Origin of the sequence: Arthrobacter sp. PsM3, from assembly GCF_030433895.1 — a bacterium.
Classification (GTDB): Bacteria; Actinomycetota; Actinomycetes; order Actinomycetales; family Micrococcaceae; genus Arthrobacter.
This window is the reverse complement of record NZ_JARUXE010000002.1, coordinates 1-17,068: the sequence shown is the minus strand read 5'-3', so window position 1 is coordinate 17,068 and position 17,068 is coordinate 1. Positions and strand designations below refer to the sequence as shown.

Genomic DNA, 17,068 nt, shown 5'->3' with positions numbered 1-17,068 from the left:
TGCCCAGCCGGATAGGTAAGAATGGTCGTATGTCAAACATTTTTGGTGCTCCCAGGGCTGGCGCCCCCAACGGCCCGGACGAGGCCCGCAGTGTCCCCAAGGGCGACACCGTTGGTTCCTACACCTCCTACCTGGACGCCCAGAAGGCGGTGGACTACCTCGCCGACCAGCAATTTCCGGTGCAGATGGTTTCGATCGTCGGTAACGACCTGAAGATGGTCGAGCGGGTGACCGGCAGGCTGACCTACCCCCGGGTGGCGCTCTCGGGCGCGCTAAGCGGCATGTGGTTCGGCTTGTTCGTCGGCATCATGCTCTCCTTCTTCTCCACGACCGACGGCGCCTTCTCGATCATGACGTCGGTGCTCATGGGTGCGGCGTTCTTTATGCTCTTCGGCATTGTCACGTACGCCATGCAGCGGGGTAAGCGCGACTTCACGTCCACAAGCCAGGTGGTGGCGACCAACTACGACGTCGTTGTTTCCTTCGAAGCGGCGAACGAGGCGCGGCGGCTGCTGCACCAGCTTCCGATGACCCAGCATGACGCCTCGGCGTCCGCCGGGTCGGCCGGCTACTCCCAGCGCGACTACCAGCACCAGCCATACCAGCCGGGTCCGGAGCAGGGAGCCCAGCAGCCGGGCCAGCAGGGCAACGCCCCGCAGCGCCCCGCGGCCTGGACCGACCCGTACGGCCAGCGGACCCCCGATGCCGGCGGACAGCAGCCCGGTGCAGGGCAGCCCGGCAACCAGCCGGCCGCAGCCCAGCACGCCGGGCCTGGCCAGCACGCGGAGCCGGCCCGGCCCGCAGGGCAGGCCCACACCGCAGCAGAGACTGAAGAGGTCCCCAAGCCGGCCGGGTTCGCCTACCCGGACCTGCCGGACGGCCGCCCGCAGTACGGGGTCCGCGTCACCGACGCGCCGAAGCAGGATCCCGACCAGGGCAGCCCGCGCCACTAAGCGGCCGCGCAGAAGGCCTCCGACCGGATGATCCGGTCGGAGGCCTTCTGCGTCTCACCTGCGGCGTGTCAGGTTCTGCGTGACTGCGGCAGTGCGGGCCGGGACGAAGTGCCCTATGCGCTCTGGCCGTCCGCTTCCAGATAGATGCCCGCCATCCAGGACTCGACGTCGTCGGCCCTGCGGGGCAGGGCCGCGCTGAGGTTGACCGGACCGTCGGCGGTCATCAGGATGTCATCCTCGATCCGGACACCGATTCCGCGGAATTCCGCCGGAATGGCGAGGTCCTCGTCCTTGAAGTACAGTCCGGGTTCGATCGTGAACACCATGCCCGGGGTCAGCACGCCGTCGAGGTACAGCTCGCGCTTGGCCTGGGCGCAGTCGTGCACGTCGAGGCCGAGGTGGTGGCTGGTGCCGTGCGGCATCCAGCGGCGGTGCTGCTGGCCCTCGGCGCTGATGGCTTCCTGGACGGAGACGGGCAGCAGGCCCCATTCGGCCAGCCGCTCCGCCAGCACGGTGGTCGCGGCCGTGTGGATGTCGCGGAACCTGGTGCCGGGCTGCGCGGCGGCGAAACCGGCGTCGGCGGCGTCCAACACGGCCTCGTAGACTTTGCGCTGGACTGCGGAGAACGTGCCGTTGGCCGGCAGGGTGCGGGTGATGTCCGCGGTGTAGAGCGAATCGGCCTCGACGCCGGCGTCGAGCAGCAGCAGCTCCCCGGCGTTGACCTTGCCGGTGTTCCGGGTCCAGTGCAGCACCGTGGCGTTGTTGCCGGCGGCCGCGATGGTGTCGTAGCCGAGCTCGTTGCCTTCCTCCCGGGCCCGGGCGAAGAACGCGCCTTCGACGACACGCTCGCCGCGCTGGTGGGTGAGCGCCCGCGGCAGGACCCTGACGACCTCGGTGAAGCCCTGCACCGTCGCGGCGACGGCGGTTTTCATCTGCTCGATTTCCCACTCGTCCTTGAGCAGGCGCAGCTCGGAAAGGGCCTCGGTGAGCTTCTCGTCCAGGGCGTCCAGGATGCCTAGGTCCAGGTTCTCCGGGTCCTTGGCGGTGTTGTAGCGGGCGGTGTCCACGAGGGCGTCGATGTTCTCGTCCACCTTCCGCACCAGCCGGATGGAGATCCCGCCGATTTCCGGGGCGCCAACGTTTTTGGTGATCCCCAGTTCGAGTTCGCTGATGTCGGCGGTGTCCAGGCCGAGGCGGGCCTTGAACTCGGCCAGGGTGGGGCGGGCGCCGATCCAGAATTCGCCGGAGCGGGAGTCGGCGTAGAACTGCTCGGTGTCCCGGCCGGCCAGCGGACGGAAGTAGAGCGTCGCGCGGTGGTGGCCGCCGTCGTCGCCCTTGCCTTCGCCCGCGGGTTCCAGGATGAGCACGGCGTCGGGCTCGTGGTCCAGGCCCAGGCCGGTGAGGTGCGCGAACCCGGAGTGCGGGCGGAAGCGGTAGTCGCAGTCGTTCGAGCGGACCTTCAGCGGACCGGCGGGGACGACCAGGCGTTCGCCTTTGAACTGCTCTGAGATGGCGCGTCGCCGGGCGGCGGCGTGCCCGGCGACGGCGTCGCGTTCCGGACGCTGCACGGGGGACGGGGCCCAGTTGCTGGCCATAAACGCCTTGAAGGCATCGGAGCTGGGCCGCTGTGAGCGGTTGTTGACGCGCTCGTCGAGGGGCTGGGAAGCGGAGACTTGGGTGTTATCTGCATCGTTCACCGTCCCATCGTCTCACCAGCGGAGCGGCTTAGGCCAACAGGACGGCGGAGCTGATCCCGGGGCGCCGCGGCGCCGATCTACTAGGCTGGGGAGGTGAGGATTGACCTGCATGCCCACTCGAATGTTTCCGACGGCACCCAAGCGCCCGCGGCGGTGATGGCCTCTGCCGCGGAGGCGGGGCTCGACGTCATCGCCCTGACCGACCATGACTCCACCGCCGGGTGGGCCGAGGCTGCCACTGCCGCCCGGGGGCACGGCGTGGCTCTGGTTCCCGGCATGGAGATTTCGTGCCGGACGATGGAGGGCATTAGCGTCCATCTCCTCTGCTACCTGCACGACCCGGCGCACCCGGGGCTGCTGGAGGAAATCACCAAAGCCAAGGATGCCCGTTTCACCCGGGCCGAGCGGATGGTCAGCCTGCTCGCGGAGGACTACCCGCTGACCTGGGACGATGTCATCCACCACGTGGCGCCGGGCGCCACTCTGGGCCGGCCGCACATCGCCGACGCCCTGGTCGCCGCGGGCGTGGTCGCGGACCGCACTGAGGCCTTCGAATCCATCCTGACCTCGCATTCACGCTATTTCGTGCAGCACTACGCGCCCGACCCGGCCTTCGCCGTCGAGCTGGTCCGTGAGGCCGGCGGCGTGCCGGTGTTCGCCCATCCGGTGGCGTCCGCCCGCGGCCGGATCGTGGGGGAGCGCGTCTACCAGGAAATGATCGACGCCGGGCTGGCAGGGCTGGAGATCTACCACCGGGACAACCCCGAGGAGGGCAGGACGTTCTTGCGCAAACTCGCGGCCCGGCACGGCCTGCTGGTCACGGGGTCCTCCGACTACCACGGGACAGGGAAGCCGAACCGTCTGGGCGAGAACCTGACCTCGTCCGAGGTATTCGCCCGGATCGAGGAACTGGGAACCGGAACCCCCGTGGTGCGCTGACAGACCAGGGAAGGGTCAGGTCCCCGCCCCGGCCCCCCGTTGCGCTATCAGTTTTGGTCCCCATGGGGCCGGAATGGCCACCAAAAGTGATATCGCAACAGGGGGCGGGCGGGCGTCAGGTGCCCGGGAACTCCGTGAAGGCGGCGTGCGGGGCAAGCCGCTTGGCCATGACATCGATGGCCGGCTGGTTCTGGTCCACGCAGACGAACTTCCGGTCGAGCTTCGCGGCGACGGCGCCGAGGGTGCCGGAGCCGGCGAAGAAGTCCAGGCACCAGTCGCCGGGGCGGCTGGAGGCCGCCACCACGCGGCGGATCAGCCCTTCGGGCTTCTGCGTGGGGTAGCCGGTCTTCTCCTTGCCGGTGGGGGAGACGATCGTGTGCCACCAGACGTCTGTGGGCAGCTTGCCGAGCTCGCGTTTGGCCGGAGTCACGAGTCCGGGGGCCATGTAGGGTTCCCGGTCCACTTCGGCGCTGTCGAAGTGGTATTTCGCGGGGTTCTTGACGTACACGAGGATGTTGTCGTGCTTGGTGGGCCAGCGGAACTTGGCGCGGGCGCCGTAGTCGTAGGCCCAGATGATCTCGTTGAGAAAGCATTCGCGGCCGAAGATGGCGTCCAGCATGACCTTGGCGTAGTGCACCTCGCGGTAGTCCAGGTGCAGGTACAGGGTGCCGTCGTCGGCGAGCAGCCGCCAGGCCTCGACGAGCCGCGGCTCCAGGAAGGACCAGTAGTCGCTGAACGCGTCGTCGTACTTGTGTAGCGCTCCCTTGATCGTGTCATAGGAGCGGCCCTTGAACCCGACCCGGTCGCCGTCGCCGCCGGCATTGAGCACCATCTTGGTTTCCTGGCGCTTCTGGACCCGGCCGGTGTTGAAGGGCGGGTCCACGTAAATGAGTGTGAAGGCGCCGTCCGGCAGCGTCGGGAGGTACTCCGCGTTGTCTGCGTGTACCACCAGATTGCTGCCGTCCGGCGCCCAGACGGTGTCAGTCATGAGGGGGTTTAGGCCTCGGTGCTGCCTGCCGGAGCCCCGACCTGTGCCTCGCCGGCAACCACTTCGCCGTTGTGGCGGCGGGTGCGGGTGCGGCGGCGTGCGCGGGTGGCGCGGTCGACTTCGGTCGGCGCGGCCGCACCGGACCGGGTCGGTGCCTCGGCGGCGGGACCGGTGCTGGCTTCAGCCTCGGCCGGACGACGACGGCGGTCGCCGGAGCGTCCGCTGTCCTTAGCGGCGGTGGCGCCGCCACTGCGGCGGGTGTCGCGGCTGCCGCCGGTGGTGCGGCCGCCGTCACGGCCGCCGGCGGTGGCGCCTGTGGCGCTGGCGTCGCGTCCGCCGCTGCGGGCGCTGTCACGTCCGCCGGTGCGGGTGCTGGCGTCGCGGCCGCCGCCGGCATGGCCGGTGCGGGGGGCGTTCTTCTTGCCGGTCTCGCCCAGGTCCTCCAGGACCTCGGCGTCAACACCGGCCAGCACACGCTTGTCGCGGGGCAGGCGGCCCTTGGTGCCTGCGGGGATGTCGAGTTCCTCGAAGAGGTGCGGGGAGGAGGAGTAGGTTTCCACCGGCTCCGGGACGCTCAGGCCCAGGGCCTTGTTGATCAGGCCCCAGCGGGGCATGTCGTCCCAGTCAACGAAGGTCACGGCCGTGCCCTTGTTGCCGGCGCGGCCGGTGCGTCCGACGCGGTGCAGGTAGATCTTTTCGTCCTCAACGCACTGGTAGTTGATGACGTGCGTGACGTCGTCGACGTCAATGCCGCGGGCGGCGACGTCGGTGGCCACAAGGACGTCCACCTTGTTGTTGCGGAAGGCGCGGAGCGCCTGCTCGCGGGCGCCCTGGCCCAGGTCGCCGTGGATGGCGGCGGCCGCGAAGCCGCGGTCCACGAGCTCCTCGGCTACCTTGGCGGCGGTCCGCTTGGTCTTGGTGAAGATGATGGTCCGGCCGCGGCCGCGGGCCTGCAGGATGCGGGCAACAACCTCGATCTTGTCCATGCTGTGGGCACGGTAGATCAGCTGGCGTATGTCGCGCTTGGTCAGGCCTTCGTCGTCCGGGTCGGCGGCGCGGATGTGCGTCGGCTTGGTCATGTAGCGGCGGGCCATGGCGACGACCGGGCCGGGCATGGTGGCCGAGAACAGGAGCGTCTGGCGGACGGCGGGGGTGCCTGCGATGAGGGTCTCGACATCGGGGAGGAAACCGAGGTCCAGCATTTCGTCGGCCTCGTCCAGGATGACCATCTTGACGTTCTTCAGGACGAGGTGCTTCTGCTTGTAGAGGTCGATGAGGCGCCCGGGGGTACCGACGACAATCTCGACGCCCTTCTGCAGCGACTCAACCTGCGGCTCGTAGGCGCGGCCGCCGTAGATGGTTGTGATGCGGGCGTTGCGCTTGCGGGCGGCGTTCTGCAGGTCGCCGGCGACCTGGACGGCCAGTTCGCGGGTCGGCACAATCACGAGGGCCTGCGGGGCGCCGGGGGCGGGGAGGGTGTCGTAGCCGGCGTCGTCCGGTCCGACGACGCGCTGCAGCGCCGGGATGCCGAAGCCTAGGGTCTTGCCGGTGCCGGTCTTGGCCTGGCCGATGATGTCGTGGCCGCTGAGGGCGACCGGCAGGGTCATGGCCTGGATCGGGAAGGGGTGCGTGATGCCGGCGTCGGCCAGCGACTCCACGATGTCGGCGCGGACGTTGAAGTCCGCGAACGTCTTCTCGGCGATCTCATGCGGCTTCTCGTCCGAGATGATGGTCTCTTCCGGCTCGATCGTTTCCGTTCCGGATTCGTCGGTCAGAAGCTGGTGCGTGTGCAATTCACTCACTAGGGGAGTTTCCTTATTCATTTTGGGCTGCGCTGCTTGCTCAACGGGGCCGGCCGGGTGGCCGTTCCGGAGCACGCTCAGGCGCGCAGGCAATTCCAGTGGAAGCCGATCGCGGGCTATCTAAATGCTGGCACTGGGGACCAGCGGGTCTATCTCAAGATCGCGTAGGGGCGGGCTTGTTGAATTCGAAAATCAAGGAAATCAACGACCGGGCATCCATATCTACCCTTCCAGTCTAGCTGTATGCGGCCCGGAACCTCGACGCAGACTGCCGACGGCGCCCGGGAACCCTGCCGGGCGCTTAGCCCACCAGCTCCAGCCTGACCTCGCGGGTGGCGATGTCGGAGGATACAATCCGGACCCGGACCTGGGTGCCGGGCTCCAGTTCGCCGGGGCATCGGGCGGTGACGGCGGGCTCGGCGATCTGCACGATCCCGGAGGGTCCGCTTCCGTTGCCCGCCCTGGTGCTGGCGCCGCCGTTGCCGTTCTTGCCGTTCGCTGTTTTCCCGTTTCGGGACGCTTTGGAGCCGGAAATGACGACGGCGTCGAACTCCTGGCCGACGTGGTTGACCAGCAGCGCCGCCTCGACAGTGTCGAGCGAGAGACGTTCCAGCCTTGCAGCCAGCTGGTCCGACGCCGCCATGATGGCGGGAAGGGACGGCAGGGCCTGGCGGGCCCAGTCCGGAACAGCGGTGCCGTTGCTGAGGGCCTCGCAGATCACCAGGACAAAACGGTCGATCAGGCGGCGCAGCGGGGCCGTGGAGTGGGCGTAGGCGGCGCCGATGGCGGCCTGGATCGCGGCCTCGGGAACCGTACCGTCGAACGGTGTGTAACCGGCGCCGCGGAACAGCATGCCAGCCGAGTGCACGATCGCCAGCTGCCGTGGGTCGGTGGGGTCGAGGGTGCGCAGGTACTCGCCGTAGCTCATCTGGCCGTCCCAGGGTTTGCCCAGGGCGCGGGTCTGGCGGTGGAAATGCGCCAGCGAGGCTTCATCCGGCGGCGGCATCGTGCGCAGGATGCCGACCTTGCCCGCCAGCATGATCCCCGCGGCAGCCATACCCGTCATCAGGGAAATCTGGGCGTTCCAGTCCTCCACGGGCAGCGGCGGCGCAGCCACGATCCGGTAGCCGCCGTCGGGCAGCTGTTCGATTTCCTGCTCCGGCATGTTCAGGCTGGCGCCTCCGCGGAGCCGTTCCAGCTCCACGCGCTTCATCCCGACTTCCTTGAGCAGCTGCAGGACGGGCGCGGCGGTGCCGGCGTCGAGCTCGGCCTGCACTCCGTGGTAGCTCAGCTTGGCGCGGCTGCGCACCCTCGCGCGGCGGACCTGCACTGCGGAGACCTCGGCGGCGTCGTCCAGCATGAATTCCCAGACGAAGGCGGCACACAGCTGCCCGGCGAGCAGGCTTCCCGCTTCCTCGCTGATGACTTCCGGATGCAGCGGAATCCGGCCGTCCGGGGTGTAGAAGGTCTGGCCCCGGCGGCGGGTCTCGGCGTCGAGCGCCCCGCCGGGGGCCACAAAGGAGGGGACGTCGGCAATCGCGTAGAACACCTTGTAGCCGGCACCGGAACGGTCGATGAAGAGGGCCTGGTCCAGGTCGGTGGAGGACGCCGGATCGATGGTCACGAAGTCGATATGCGTGAAATCCAGCTCCGGAAGCTCGTGCCCGGCCACGGCTTCCTTCGCCTCCCGGAGCGCGTCTTCGGGGAAGGGGCCCGGCAGTTCCAGCGTGGTGCGCAGCGCGTTGAGCGCCTCGGCAAGTTGGTTCTTCTGCTGGTGGATATTCGGGGTCAGGCGATGATGGGACACGAAAATCAGATTAGCTTCATTTGCCCCATTAGTCTTGAATCATGAGCACATCCCCGGCCGATCCTGCCCCTTACAACACATTTCTGATGGATCTGCTCGGCGTGATGGCCTACGGCGAGCTTTCCGCCTTCGAACGGCTCTCCTCCGATGCCCGCTATTCACCCACGCTGCACGACCGCGCGGTGCTGGGGCGGATCGCCGTGATCGAGTTCCAGCACTACGAATTCGTCAGCGCCAAGCTCGAGGCCATGGGCATCGATACCGAGGCCGCCATGCTGCCGTTCCAGCCGTCCGTGGACCACTTCCACGAACGCACCCGCCCCGCGGACTGGTACGAGTCCCTGATGAAGGCGTATGTGATCGACACCGTTTCCGCCGATTTCTACCGCGCCATCTCCCGCTATGTCGACGCCGGCACCCGGGCCCTGGTGGAGCAGATCCAGGCCGATGAGGAGGCCACGGCGGTCTTGCGGGAGCGGCTCAAGGCCGCCCTCGCCGATGACCCGAGGCTGGCGTCGCGGCTGGCACTGTGGGCACGACGCCTGCTCGGGGAGGCACTGACCCAGGCCCAACGGGTGAGTTTCGAGCACGCGTTCCTCGGCGCCCTGATCGGCGCCGACGAGGACCGGACCAGGGAACTCGTCCGCGGGCTGATGGCTGAACTGGCTGCCAACCACTCGCGCCGGATGGCGCAACTCGGCCTGGCCGGCTGACCGGACCGTCTGGCGGCCTACCGGACAAGCCCGGCCTCAGCGTTCCGCGGCGTCGAGTGCGGCGAGCAGTGACTTGGCGGCGGCCGCGGGATCGTCGGCCTCCGTGACGGCGCGGACCACCACGATCCTGCTGGCGCCGGCCTCCACAACCTGCTCCACATTTCCGAGGTCAATGCCGCCGATCGCGAACCACGGCACGACACCCGCGACTTTGCCCGCTGCTTTGCCCCCGCCTGTTGCCTCGGCCCGGCGGATGGCGTCGGCCGCGTAGCGCACCAGTCCGAGCCCGACGGCGGCGCGCCCCGGCTTCGTCGGGGTGGCCCAGACCGGCCCGACACAGAAGTAGTCCAGGCCGTTGCGGCCGGGGGCGGCGGCGATGGCGGCATCGACCTGCTCCGGGGTGTGCGTGGACAGCCCGATCACGGCGCCTTTGCCGAGGAAGTCCCGTGCTGCGCCGAGAGGGATGTCCTTTTGCCCGATGTGGAACACCGGAGCCCCGGAGAGCGAGGCGAGATCCGCCCGGTCGTTGACGGCCCAGAGCCGGCCGTGGCGCTGGGCTGCCTGGTGCAGGACTTCCAGGAGTTCCAGCTCCTCGGCCGCTTCCAGGGACTTGTCGCGCAGCTGGATGATGTCGACTCCGCCGGCAAATGCCGCGTCCACGAAGGCGGCAAAGTCGCCGCGGTCCCGGCGGGCATCGGTGCAGAGGTAAAGGCGGGCGGTGGTGTGGACGGCATCCTGGCTCATGGGTCCAGCCTAGTTCCTCTAAACTGGGCCAATACCGCGGGAGCCCGCCGCAGCCGTCCACGCCGTTGGCGTCCGGCGCCGGCAGGCTGAGAGGGCGTCAGAGCCGACCGCTTGACCTGATCCGGCTAGTACCGGCGTAGGGAAGGAATCCTCATGGGCGACATATCCGCCCGCGGCGCGGCCGCGTTTACTGAAGCAGCGGCAGCTGCAGCCTCCGATGATGACGCTGGAGCCCGGAATTATTACGACGTTGCCGTAATCGGCGGCGGCGTCGTCGGCCACGGGATCGCCTGGGCGGCGAGATGCTCGGGCCGGTCCGTGGCCCTGATCGACGGCGCCCCCGGGAGCGGCGCCAGCTGGGCTGCCGCCGGAATGCTTGCCCCGGTGAGCGAACTTCACTACCAGGAGGAGGCGCTCCTGGAACTCATGCTTGAGTCCTCCCGCCTCTGGCCGGCTTTCGCTGCCGGACTCGAGCGCGGAGACGGCGGCCCCGGAACGGGCGCCAGCGACACCGGCGCCGGGACCGGCCCTGCCACGGGCTACCTCACGACGCCGACCCTCGTCGTGGGTGCCGACGCCGCTGACCGCCGGGCGCTCGCGGACCTCCGCACCGTCCAGCGGGCGTACGGCCTGGCCGTGGAGCCGCTGACCGTCCGTGCGGCGCGGATGCGCGAGCCGCTGCTGAGCCCGGGGATCTCCTGCGCCTTCGACATTCCCGCCGACCATCAGGTGGACCCACGCCGTCTGCTCGCCCGGATGGGGGAGCTCCTGGCCGCGGACAGCCACTGCCACACCGTCAGCCGGCGCGCCGCAGGGCTGCTCTGGGAAGACGGGCGGGTGGTCGGTGCCAGCCTCGAAGGCGGCGGCTTCATCCGGGCGGGCGAGACCATTGTGGCCAACGGCCTGGGTGCCGCCTCGCTGGAAGGATTGCCCGCCGGACTCCGGTTGCCGCTGCGGCCGGTCCACGGGGACATCCTCCGGCTCCGGGTGCCCGCGAGACTGCAGCCGCTGCTGACCTCCACGGTGCGGGGACTGGTCCGCGGCGTGCCGGTGTACATCGTCCCCCGGCAGGACGGCACGGTCGTGATCGGAGCCACCCAGCGGGAGGACGATCTCGGTGGAAACAGCGCGCCGGCCGGTGGCACCTCAACGGGCGCGGCCCCGGCCGGTGGCACCTTTGCGGGCGAGGCCCCGGCCGGCACCGCCGTGTCCGCCGGCGGTGTCTACCAGCTGCTGCGCGACGCCCAGCAGCTGGTCCCCGCAGTCGCCGAACTGGAACTGCTTGAGGCCACCGCGAGAGCCCGTCCCGGGACCCCGGATAACGCGCCGCTGCTGGGCCGGGTGGCGGAGCAGGGCCGTCCGGGGGACGTTGCGGGTCTGATCATCGCCACCGGGTTTTTCCGGCACGGAATCCTGCTGACGCCCGCGGCCGCGGAGATCTGCCGCCAGCTGCTGGACGGCGTCGCGGACCCCCGCTGGGCCCATTTCCGGCCGGACCGGTTCGCTGCCGCCACGCCGGCCGACGCCAAATCCGCAGCCCCGACGTCGGTTGCCGCCCTGCCCGCCGCCGGCACGCAGGAAACAGCCGCCCGTAACGCCAATCCCAACCCTGAGCACAGCAAGGAAACTGTATGAACATCAAACTCAACGGAAGCGAGCACATCCTCGCCGACGGCGCCTCGGTCAGCACGCTGGTCAGCCAGGTCACCGGGCGGCCGCTGGCGCCGAACGGCCAGTCCGCGGACGGCACGAAACTGGGCGTCGCCGTGGCCCGCAACGCCGAGGTGGTTCCCCGCAGCCAGTGGCACGGCACCGCGCTCGCCGACGGCGACGACATCGAGCTGGTCACGGCGGTACAGGGAGGATGAGCAGCATGGAGGACACCACAACAGCAGCGCCGGGAGTGAAGCCGGATATGGCAGATCCGTTCACGGTCGACGGCGTGGAGCTCGGGTCGCGCCTGATCATGGGCACCGGCGGGGCGCCGAGCCTGGACGGTCTGGGTGCCGCGCTTCTGGCGTCCGGCACCGAACTGACCACCGTGGCGATGCGCCGCTATTCGCCGGCGGAGGCCGGCTCGCTGTTCCAGCTGCTGTTGGACCACAACATCCGCGTGCTGCCCAACACCGCGGGGTGCTTCACTGCCAAGGACGCCGTGCTGACGGCCGAGCTGGCCCGCGAAGCCCTCGAAACGGACTGGGTGAAACTGGAAGTCATCGCCGACGAGCAGACCCTGCTGCCGGACGCCGTGGAACTCGTCGAGGCCACCGAGGAACTCGTGGGCCGTGGATTCAAGGTCTTCGCCTACACCAACGACGACCCGGTGCTGGCCCTGCGGCTGGAGAACCTCGGGGCCGCCGCGGTGATGCCCCTGGGTGCGCCGATCGGCACCGGCCTGGGCATCCTGAACCCGCACAACATCGAACTGATCGTCTCGCGGGCCTCCGTGCCCGTGGTCCTGGACGCCGGGATTGGCACCGCCTCCGACGCCGCGCTGGCCATGGAGCTTGGCTGCGACGCCGTGCTGCTGGCCACGGCGGTGACCCGGGCGCAGAATCCGGTGCTAATGGGGGAGGCCTTCAAGCACGCGGTGATCGCCGGTAGGCTGGCAAAAAGGGCCGGCAGGATCCCGCGCCGGGAACACGCGCTGGCATCCTCGGCGATGGATGGCCGGGCCGAATTCCTGTAGGCCGAACGCCTCCAGCCCGTCCTCCCGGGGGTCGGGGACCTCGGGGAGGAAGGCCCGGGACGACGCAGCGAAGGAGCCTGTCATGGCAGCCACAGAGGACGTCCTCACCCAGGAACAGGTCGACGCGGCCCTGACGGAGCTGCCGGACTGGAGGTACCGGCTGGGCGGTCTCGTCACCGTCTACAAGGCGCCTTCGGCGGCTGCGGCGCTGGAACTGATCGCCGCCGTCGGACGCCTCGCAGAAGAAGAGAATCACCACCCGGATCTTGACTGGCGGTACAACCGGGTCTTCCTCCGGTACAGCTCCCACGACGCCGGGGACGAAGTCACACGGCGGGACGTCGCGGCCGCGACGGCCGCCGGCGACGCGGCAGCAGGGATCGGCGCCACCGCGGAGCCAGGACTTTACCGGACCATCGAGGTGGCCATCGACTCCGAGGACCCGGCCGCCATCTCGGAGGTCTGGCGGGTGGCACTCGGCTACCGCCGGGGCAGCTCTGATGACCTGGTGGACCCCTTCGGGCGGGGCCCGACGCTCTGGTTCCAGGCGACCTCCGCCCCGAACCCCAACCGGCTCCACCTCGACATCCACCGCAGCCAGGCCGAATCCGGTTCCGTACTCGAGAAGACGGCAGCCACCGGGGCGTTAATGAACCATGACCACGCACCCAACTGGGTGGTGGTCACGGATGCGCAGGGAAACCGGTTGTGCCTCTGCACGGAAACAGGCCACGGGCCGGAAACCTGAGCCCCGACAGTCCGGCCGCAGCCCGGCAGCCCGGCCGCGGCGCGGCCCGCCTAGTAGCGAAGGATGGCGGTAAGCCGGGCGGTGTCGCGGCTGGTACGGGTCTTGCCCAGGTACAGCACAACGGCCACGGAGGCAGCGGCACCGAGTACCATGGGCAGCACCCACGGAATCCAGGTCAGCCCGGGCTGGTAGCCGAGGCCGGCGGCCATGAAGATGATCCAGCTCAGCATCCCCACGGCAAGCGATACCCCAGCAGGCACCGCAATGCCGTATTTGGCGTGCCGCTTGTCATTGGCCCAGACCACGAAGCCCGCGGCCACGGTCACCAGGGCAACCACAATCAGGGAAAGCATGTTCGGACTCCTCGCGGATCGGTGGACCGGGTCAGCTGCGGTGCTGCCCGGAGGGGCAGCACCGGGTGGTGGCTAGAGGGCGCCGAAACCGACGCGGCGTACTTCCTCGGCACCGATTTCAACATAGCCCAGGACGTTTGCGGGAATGATGATCTGGCGGCCCTTTTCGTCCGTCAGGCGCAGTTCGGTGCCCTTAGCGATGGCCTCGCCGACGACCTTCGCCACGGCGTCGGCATCCTGGGTTGATTCCAGGACGATTTCGCGGCCGATGTTCTGAATGCCGATCTTTACTTCCACTGCAAGGCCTCCCAGCCAATCAAAGTTCTCTTGGGTGTCATGTCTATTTGTAGTCTAGGTTTCCTTGGGGAAGCGTGAGATTCCGCGCCAAGCTAAACGGTAGATCAGATCACTGGCGACATCGAGGTCAAGATTGCCGTCGGTTTCCAGCCAGTACCGGGCGCTGACCTGGGCCATTCCGGCGAGTCCGCGGCCCAGCAGCTGGGACTCCAGCTCGGGCAGTTTCGTGTCCTCCGCAATGACCTGGGCGACGGCGTCGGCGAAGGTCTTGTTGAAGGCTTCCAGCCGGGCACTGACATCGGCGTCATTGACGAGGTCGGACTCGAAAACGAGGCGGTGGGCCTGGTCGTCGCTGGCGATGAAGCGGAAATAGGCACGCATGACAGCCTGGACCCGCTCATCGTTGTCCGTGGTGGAGTTGAGGGCACCCAGCAGCAACGCGATCAGTTTGCTGAGCTGGCTGTCCAGCAGGGCCATGTACAGCTCGCGTTTGGACGGGAAATGCTGGTACAGCACGGGCTTGCTGACATGGGCGGTTTCGGCGATTTCGTCCATCGCGGCACCGTGGTAACCGTTGGCCACGAAGACTTCCTGGGCAGCCGCGAGCAGCTGCGCCCGGCGTTCATCGCGGGGCAGCCGTGCCGATCGCTGTCCGCTTCGTGCCCGTACCTCCGTCGACTTTCCGGCGTTTCCCCGCTCAACCGGTGCCTGATGAACCACTGTCGGCCTTCTTTCGCTTGCTGTTACGACCACTTTACGTGCCGGTAATATGACCTGGCGGCATCTTCGGGCATAGATTGAGGTATGGCTTCCAAGTTCACCCAAAACGCAGCCCCCGCAACCCCTGAAAAGGCGTCCGCGGCGCCCGGGCCGCTGGTGGAGCCAGCCGGCGGCTTGAGCCCGGAGGAAGTGGAACGTTACTCCCGGCACCTGATCATTCCGGAGATCGGGGCAATCGGGCAGCGCCGCCTGAAGAACGCCAGGGTCCTCGTGATCGGCGCCGGCGGCCTCGGTTCTCCCGCGCTGCTCTACCTGGCCGCCGCGGGCGTCGGCACCCTCGGAATCATCGACGACGACACCGTGGACCTGAGCAATCTCCAACGGCAGGTGATCCATGGCGTGGCGGATGTGGGACGGCCCAAGATCGAGTCCGCCCGGGACGCCATCGCCGCACTGAACCCCCTGGTGGACGTCCGGCTGCACAACGTCCGGCTGGACGCCTCCAACGCCCTGGAACTGTTCTCCGGCTACGACCTGATCCTCGATGGGGCCGACAACTTCGCCACCCGGTATCTCGTGAACGACGCCGCAGCGATCCTGGGCAAGCCCTACATCTGGGGTTCGATCTTCCGCTTCGATGGCCAGGTCAGCGTCTTCTGGGAGCAGTACGGCCCCACCTACCGGGATCTCTACCCGGAAGCGCCTCCCGCAGGCTCTGTTCCGTCCTGCGGGGAAGGCGGAGTGTTCGGGATGCTCTGTGCTGCCGTGGGCTCGCTCATGGTGACGGAGGCCGTCAAACTGATCACCGGCGTCGGACGTTCCCTGCTGGGGCGCGTGGCGCTCTTCGACGCCCTTGGCGGGACCTGGCGCGAAATCCGGGTCTCCCGTGATCCCGAGGCGGAGCGGATCACGGCACTGACCGACTACGAGGCCTTTTGCGGCATCACGCCCCCCGCGGAGGCGGGCACCGAACATACCGTGACACCAACCCAACTGGCCACGATGCTTGCCTCCCGCAAGGCCGGGCTCAAGGACTTCCACCTCATCGATGTGCGGGAAACCGGGGAGTTCGAGATCGTCCGGATCGACGGGGCGGTGCTGATCCCGCAGGGCAGGATCCTGGCCGGTGAGGCGTGGCAGGAGCTGCCGCAGGACATAGACATCGTGTTCCACTGCAAAGCCGGGACCCGGTCCGCGGCCGTCCTTGCCGCCGCCCGTGCCGCCGGCTATGAGCGGGTCAGCCACCTCGACGGCGGAATCCTCGCCTGGGTGCGTGACGTCGAGCCCGGAAAGCCCGTCTACTGACCGCGTAAGCCTGAAGTGAACCCGCTACGAAAAGGCCAACGGCATGAGCGATGACATGAGCATGACCCCGCAGCACAAGATCGATTCGGGCTTCGGACGGGACTCAACAGCCGCCGAGGTGATAGCCGGGATTGACCTGCACGGGAAGACCGCCATAGTCACCGGCGGGTATTCCGGTCTGGGACTGGAAACCGTTCAGGCGCTCGCATCAGCCGGCGCCGTTGTGGTGGTGCCGGCCCGGCGGCCGGAACATGCCCGCGAAGTCCTGGCGGAGGCCGGCGTCCCCTCAGGGGCGGCGGCCGGCCAGGTGAGCGTCGCGGCGCTTGATCTGGCCGACCAGTCCAGCGTGAGGGAGTTCGCAGAAGACTTCCTGGGCTCCGCGGATTCCGGCGGCGCTGACGGCGGCGTCCGCAGCCTGGACATCCTGGTCAACAACGCCGCGATCATGGCCAGCCCCGAACGCCGCGTGGGGCCCGGCTGGGAGTCGCAGTTCGCCACAAACCACCTGGGACATTTTGGCCTCACCAACCTGCTGTGGCCCGCCCTGGCTGCCGGATCCGGGGCCCGGGTGGTGTCGCTGTCCTCCACCGGGCACAAGCTCTCGCCGATCCGCTTCGATGACATCAACTTCGACACTGGCTACGACAAGTGGCGGGCCTACGGACAGGCCAAGACGGCCAACTCCTTGTTCGCCGTACAGCTTGACCGGCTCGGCCGGGACTTCGGAGTGCGTGCCTTCGCGGTGCACCCGGGCGGGATCATGACGGAACTGCAACGCCACCTACCGCGGGAAGAAATGATCGCCGCCGGCTGGATGGACGAGACGGGCAAGGTCGACGCGCGGTTTAAGACCCCCGCCCAGGGGGCCGCGACGTCCGTGTGGGCGGCAACCTCGCCGGCCCTGGACGGTATGGGTGGCGTCTACTGTGAGGACTGCGACATCGCGGAACCCACCGAGGTGGGATCTCCGGAGGCCCGGATTCGAGGTGTGGACGCCCACGCCGTGGACCCGGCCGATGCCGCCAGGCTCTGGGCGCTGTCCGCCGAGCTGACGGGAATCAACGCCTTCGGCAGCTAATCCCAGTGTGCCACTGACTTGGCGGGATCGCCGCGCTGACGGCGTGCAACGAGGCGTTCAGGCGCAGTGTCGCAGGGCGGATTCGGGGTGGGCGTCGTCGAGGGGCTCTGGCCAGTAAAGGTCCTCCGGATATACCGGATCTTCCGGTTCAGCGGCGGGGAATCCGTGTGCGGCCGTGAAGAGGTGCCAGTCCGGGAAGGGGTCCGCGGGCAGTACCTGGTCGGGGTCCGGGCCG

The 17,068-nt window shown here is 68.6% G+C and carries 17 protein-coding genes; 9 read left to right on the top strand and 8 right to left on the bottom strand.

The features are described from left to right. Nucleotides 1–29: 29 nt before the first annotated feature. Nucleotides 30–953, top strand: coding sequence for a general stress protein (locus QCD75_RS00995; RefSeq protein ID WP_301224812.1), 924 nt, complete (start codon nucleotides 30–32; stop codon nucleotides 951–953). Between the two features lie 113 nt (nucleotides 954–1,066). Here the strand turns inward: QCD75_RS00995 and QCD75_RS00990 are convergent, their stop codons facing one another. Continuing rightward, nucleotides 1,067–2,650, bottom strand: coding sequence for an aminopeptidase P family protein (locus QCD75_RS00990; RefSeq protein WP_301224810.1), 1,584 nt, complete (start codon nucleotides 2,648–2,650; stop codon nucleotides 1,067–1,069). Nucleotides 2,651–2,743: 93 nt separating this feature from the next. On the opposite strand from QCD75_RS00990, the gene QCD75_RS00985 reads away from it, so the two are divergent. Further along, entirely contained in the window at nucleotides 2,744–3,589 is an 846-nt protein-coding gene (locus QCD75_RS00985; protein WP_301224809.1) for a PHP domain-containing protein, read from the top strand. Nucleotides 3,590–3,704: 115 nt separating this feature from the next. On the opposite strand, the gene QCD75_RS00980 is transcribed toward QCD75_RS00985, so the two are convergent. The 3 genes from QCD75_RS00980 to QCD75_RS00970 form a co-directional block, all read right to left on the bottom strand. Continuing rightward, nucleotides 3,705–4,577, bottom strand: coding sequence for a DNA-methyltransferase (locus QCD75_RS00980; RefSeq protein ID WP_301224807.1), 873 nt, complete (start codon nucleotides 4,575–4,577; stop codon nucleotides 3,705–3,707). 8 nt (nucleotides 4,578–4,585) lie between these two features. Next, nucleotides 4,586–6,379 (bottom strand): DEAD/DEAH box helicase, encoded by a 1,794-nt coding sequence (locus QCD75_RS00975; RefSeq protein ID WP_301224805.1) that lies wholly within the window; start codon nucleotides 6,377–6,379, stop codon nucleotides 4,586–4,588. A 301-nt stretch (nucleotides 6,380–6,680) separates the two neighbouring features. Then, entirely contained in the window at nucleotides 6,681–8,186 is a 1,506-nt protein-coding gene (locus tag QCD75_RS00970; protein ID WP_301224803.1) for an RNB domain-containing ribonuclease, read from the bottom strand. Between the two features lie 41 nt (nucleotides 8,187–8,227). Here QCD75_RS00970 and QCD75_RS00965 point away from each other — a divergent pair, with 41 nt between their 5' ends. Next, nucleotides 8,228–8,899, top strand: a complete 672-nt coding sequence (locus tag QCD75_RS00965) for a ferritin-like fold-containing protein (protein WP_301224801.1) — start codon at nucleotides 8,228–8,230, stop codon at nucleotides 8,897–8,899. Nucleotides 8,900–8,935: 36 nt separating this feature from the next. Here the strand turns inward: QCD75_RS00965 and thiE are convergent, their stop codons facing one another. Next, nucleotides 8,936–9,643: a thiamine phosphate synthase gene (gene thiE / locus QCD75_RS00960; protein ID WP_301224799.1), complete on the bottom strand. Its 708-nt coding sequence runs from the start codon at nucleotides 9,641–9,643 to the stop codon at nucleotides 8,936–8,938. A gap of 153 nt (nucleotides 9,644–9,796) precedes the next feature. Between thiE and QCD75_RS00955 the strand changes: the two genes are divergently transcribed. From QCD75_RS00955 to QCD75_RS00940, 4 genes are all read left to right on the top strand, one after another. Then, complete coding sequence (locus tag QCD75_RS00955; protein WP_301224797.1) at nucleotides 9,797–11,278, top strand: FAD-dependent oxidoreductase; 1,482 nt, start codon at nucleotides 9,797–9,799, stop codon at nucleotides 11,276–11,278. Next, nucleotides 11,275–11,511 carry a sulfur carrier protein ThiS gene (thiS, locus tag QCD75_RS00950; RefSeq protein WP_301224795.1) on the top strand — a complete coding sequence of 79 codons (237 nt, stop codon included), beginning with the start codon at nucleotides 11,275–11,277 and terminating at the stop codon, nucleotides 11,509–11,511. The genes QCD75_RS00955 and thiS overlap by 4 nt, the downstream gene beginning before the upstream one ends. 5 nt (nucleotides 11,512–11,516) lie before the next feature. Then, nucleotides 11,517–12,332, top strand: coding sequence for a thiazole synthase (locus tag QCD75_RS00945; protein WP_301224793.1), 816 nt, complete (start codon nucleotides 11,517–11,519; stop codon nucleotides 12,330–12,332). An 82-nt stretch (nucleotides 12,333–12,414) separates the two neighbouring features. Beyond that, complete coding sequence (locus QCD75_RS00940) at nucleotides 12,415–13,080, top strand: 4a-hydroxytetrahydrobiopterin dehydratase (RefSeq protein ID WP_301224791.1); 666 nt, start codon at nucleotides 12,415–12,417, stop codon at nucleotides 13,078–13,080. Nucleotides 13,081–13,130: 50 nt separating this feature from the next. On the opposite strand, the gene QCD75_RS00935 is transcribed toward QCD75_RS00940, so the two are convergent. The 3 genes from QCD75_RS00935 to QCD75_RS00925 all read right to left on the bottom strand — a co-directional run bounded on the left by QCD75_RS00935 (nucleotide 13,131) and on the right by QCD75_RS00925 (nucleotide 14,366). Then, a complete protein-coding gene (locus QCD75_RS00935; protein ID WP_301224789.1) occupies nucleotides 13,131–13,433 on the bottom strand; it encodes a hypothetical protein in 303 nt (100 codons plus the stop codon). Between the two features lie 72 nt (nucleotides 13,434–13,505). Next, on the bottom strand, nucleotides 13,506–13,730 hold the full coding sequence (locus QCD75_RS00930) for a DUF3107 domain-containing protein (RefSeq protein WP_301224787.1): 225 nt from the start codon (nucleotides 13,728–13,730) through the stop codon (nucleotides 13,506–13,508). A 54-nt stretch (nucleotides 13,731–13,784) separates the two neighbouring features. Next, the gene (locus QCD75_RS00925; protein WP_301225092.1) at nucleotides 13,785–14,366 is read right to left on the bottom strand and encodes a TetR/AcrR family transcriptional regulator; all 582 of its coding nucleotides are present in this window, start codon (nucleotides 14,364–14,366) and stop codon (nucleotides 13,785–13,787) included. Between the two features lie 168 nt (nucleotides 14,367–14,534). Between QCD75_RS00925 and moeB the strand changes: the two genes are divergently transcribed. Beyond that, nucleotides 14,535–15,755 (top strand): molybdopterin-synthase adenylyltransferase MoeB, encoded by a 1,221-nt coding sequence (gene moeB, locus QCD75_RS00920; RefSeq protein ID WP_301224785.1) that lies wholly within the window; start codon nucleotides 14,535–14,537, stop codon nucleotides 15,753–15,755. A 43-nt stretch (nucleotides 15,756–15,798) separates the two neighbouring features. Next, nucleotides 15,799–16,833 carry an SDR family NAD(P)-dependent oxidoreductase gene (locus QCD75_RS00915; RefSeq protein ID WP_301224783.1) on the top strand — a complete coding sequence of 345 codons (1,035 nt, stop codon included), beginning with the start codon at nucleotides 15,799–15,801 and terminating at the stop codon, nucleotides 16,831–16,833. The last annotated feature ends 235 nt before the right edge of the window (nucleotides 16,834–17,068 follow it).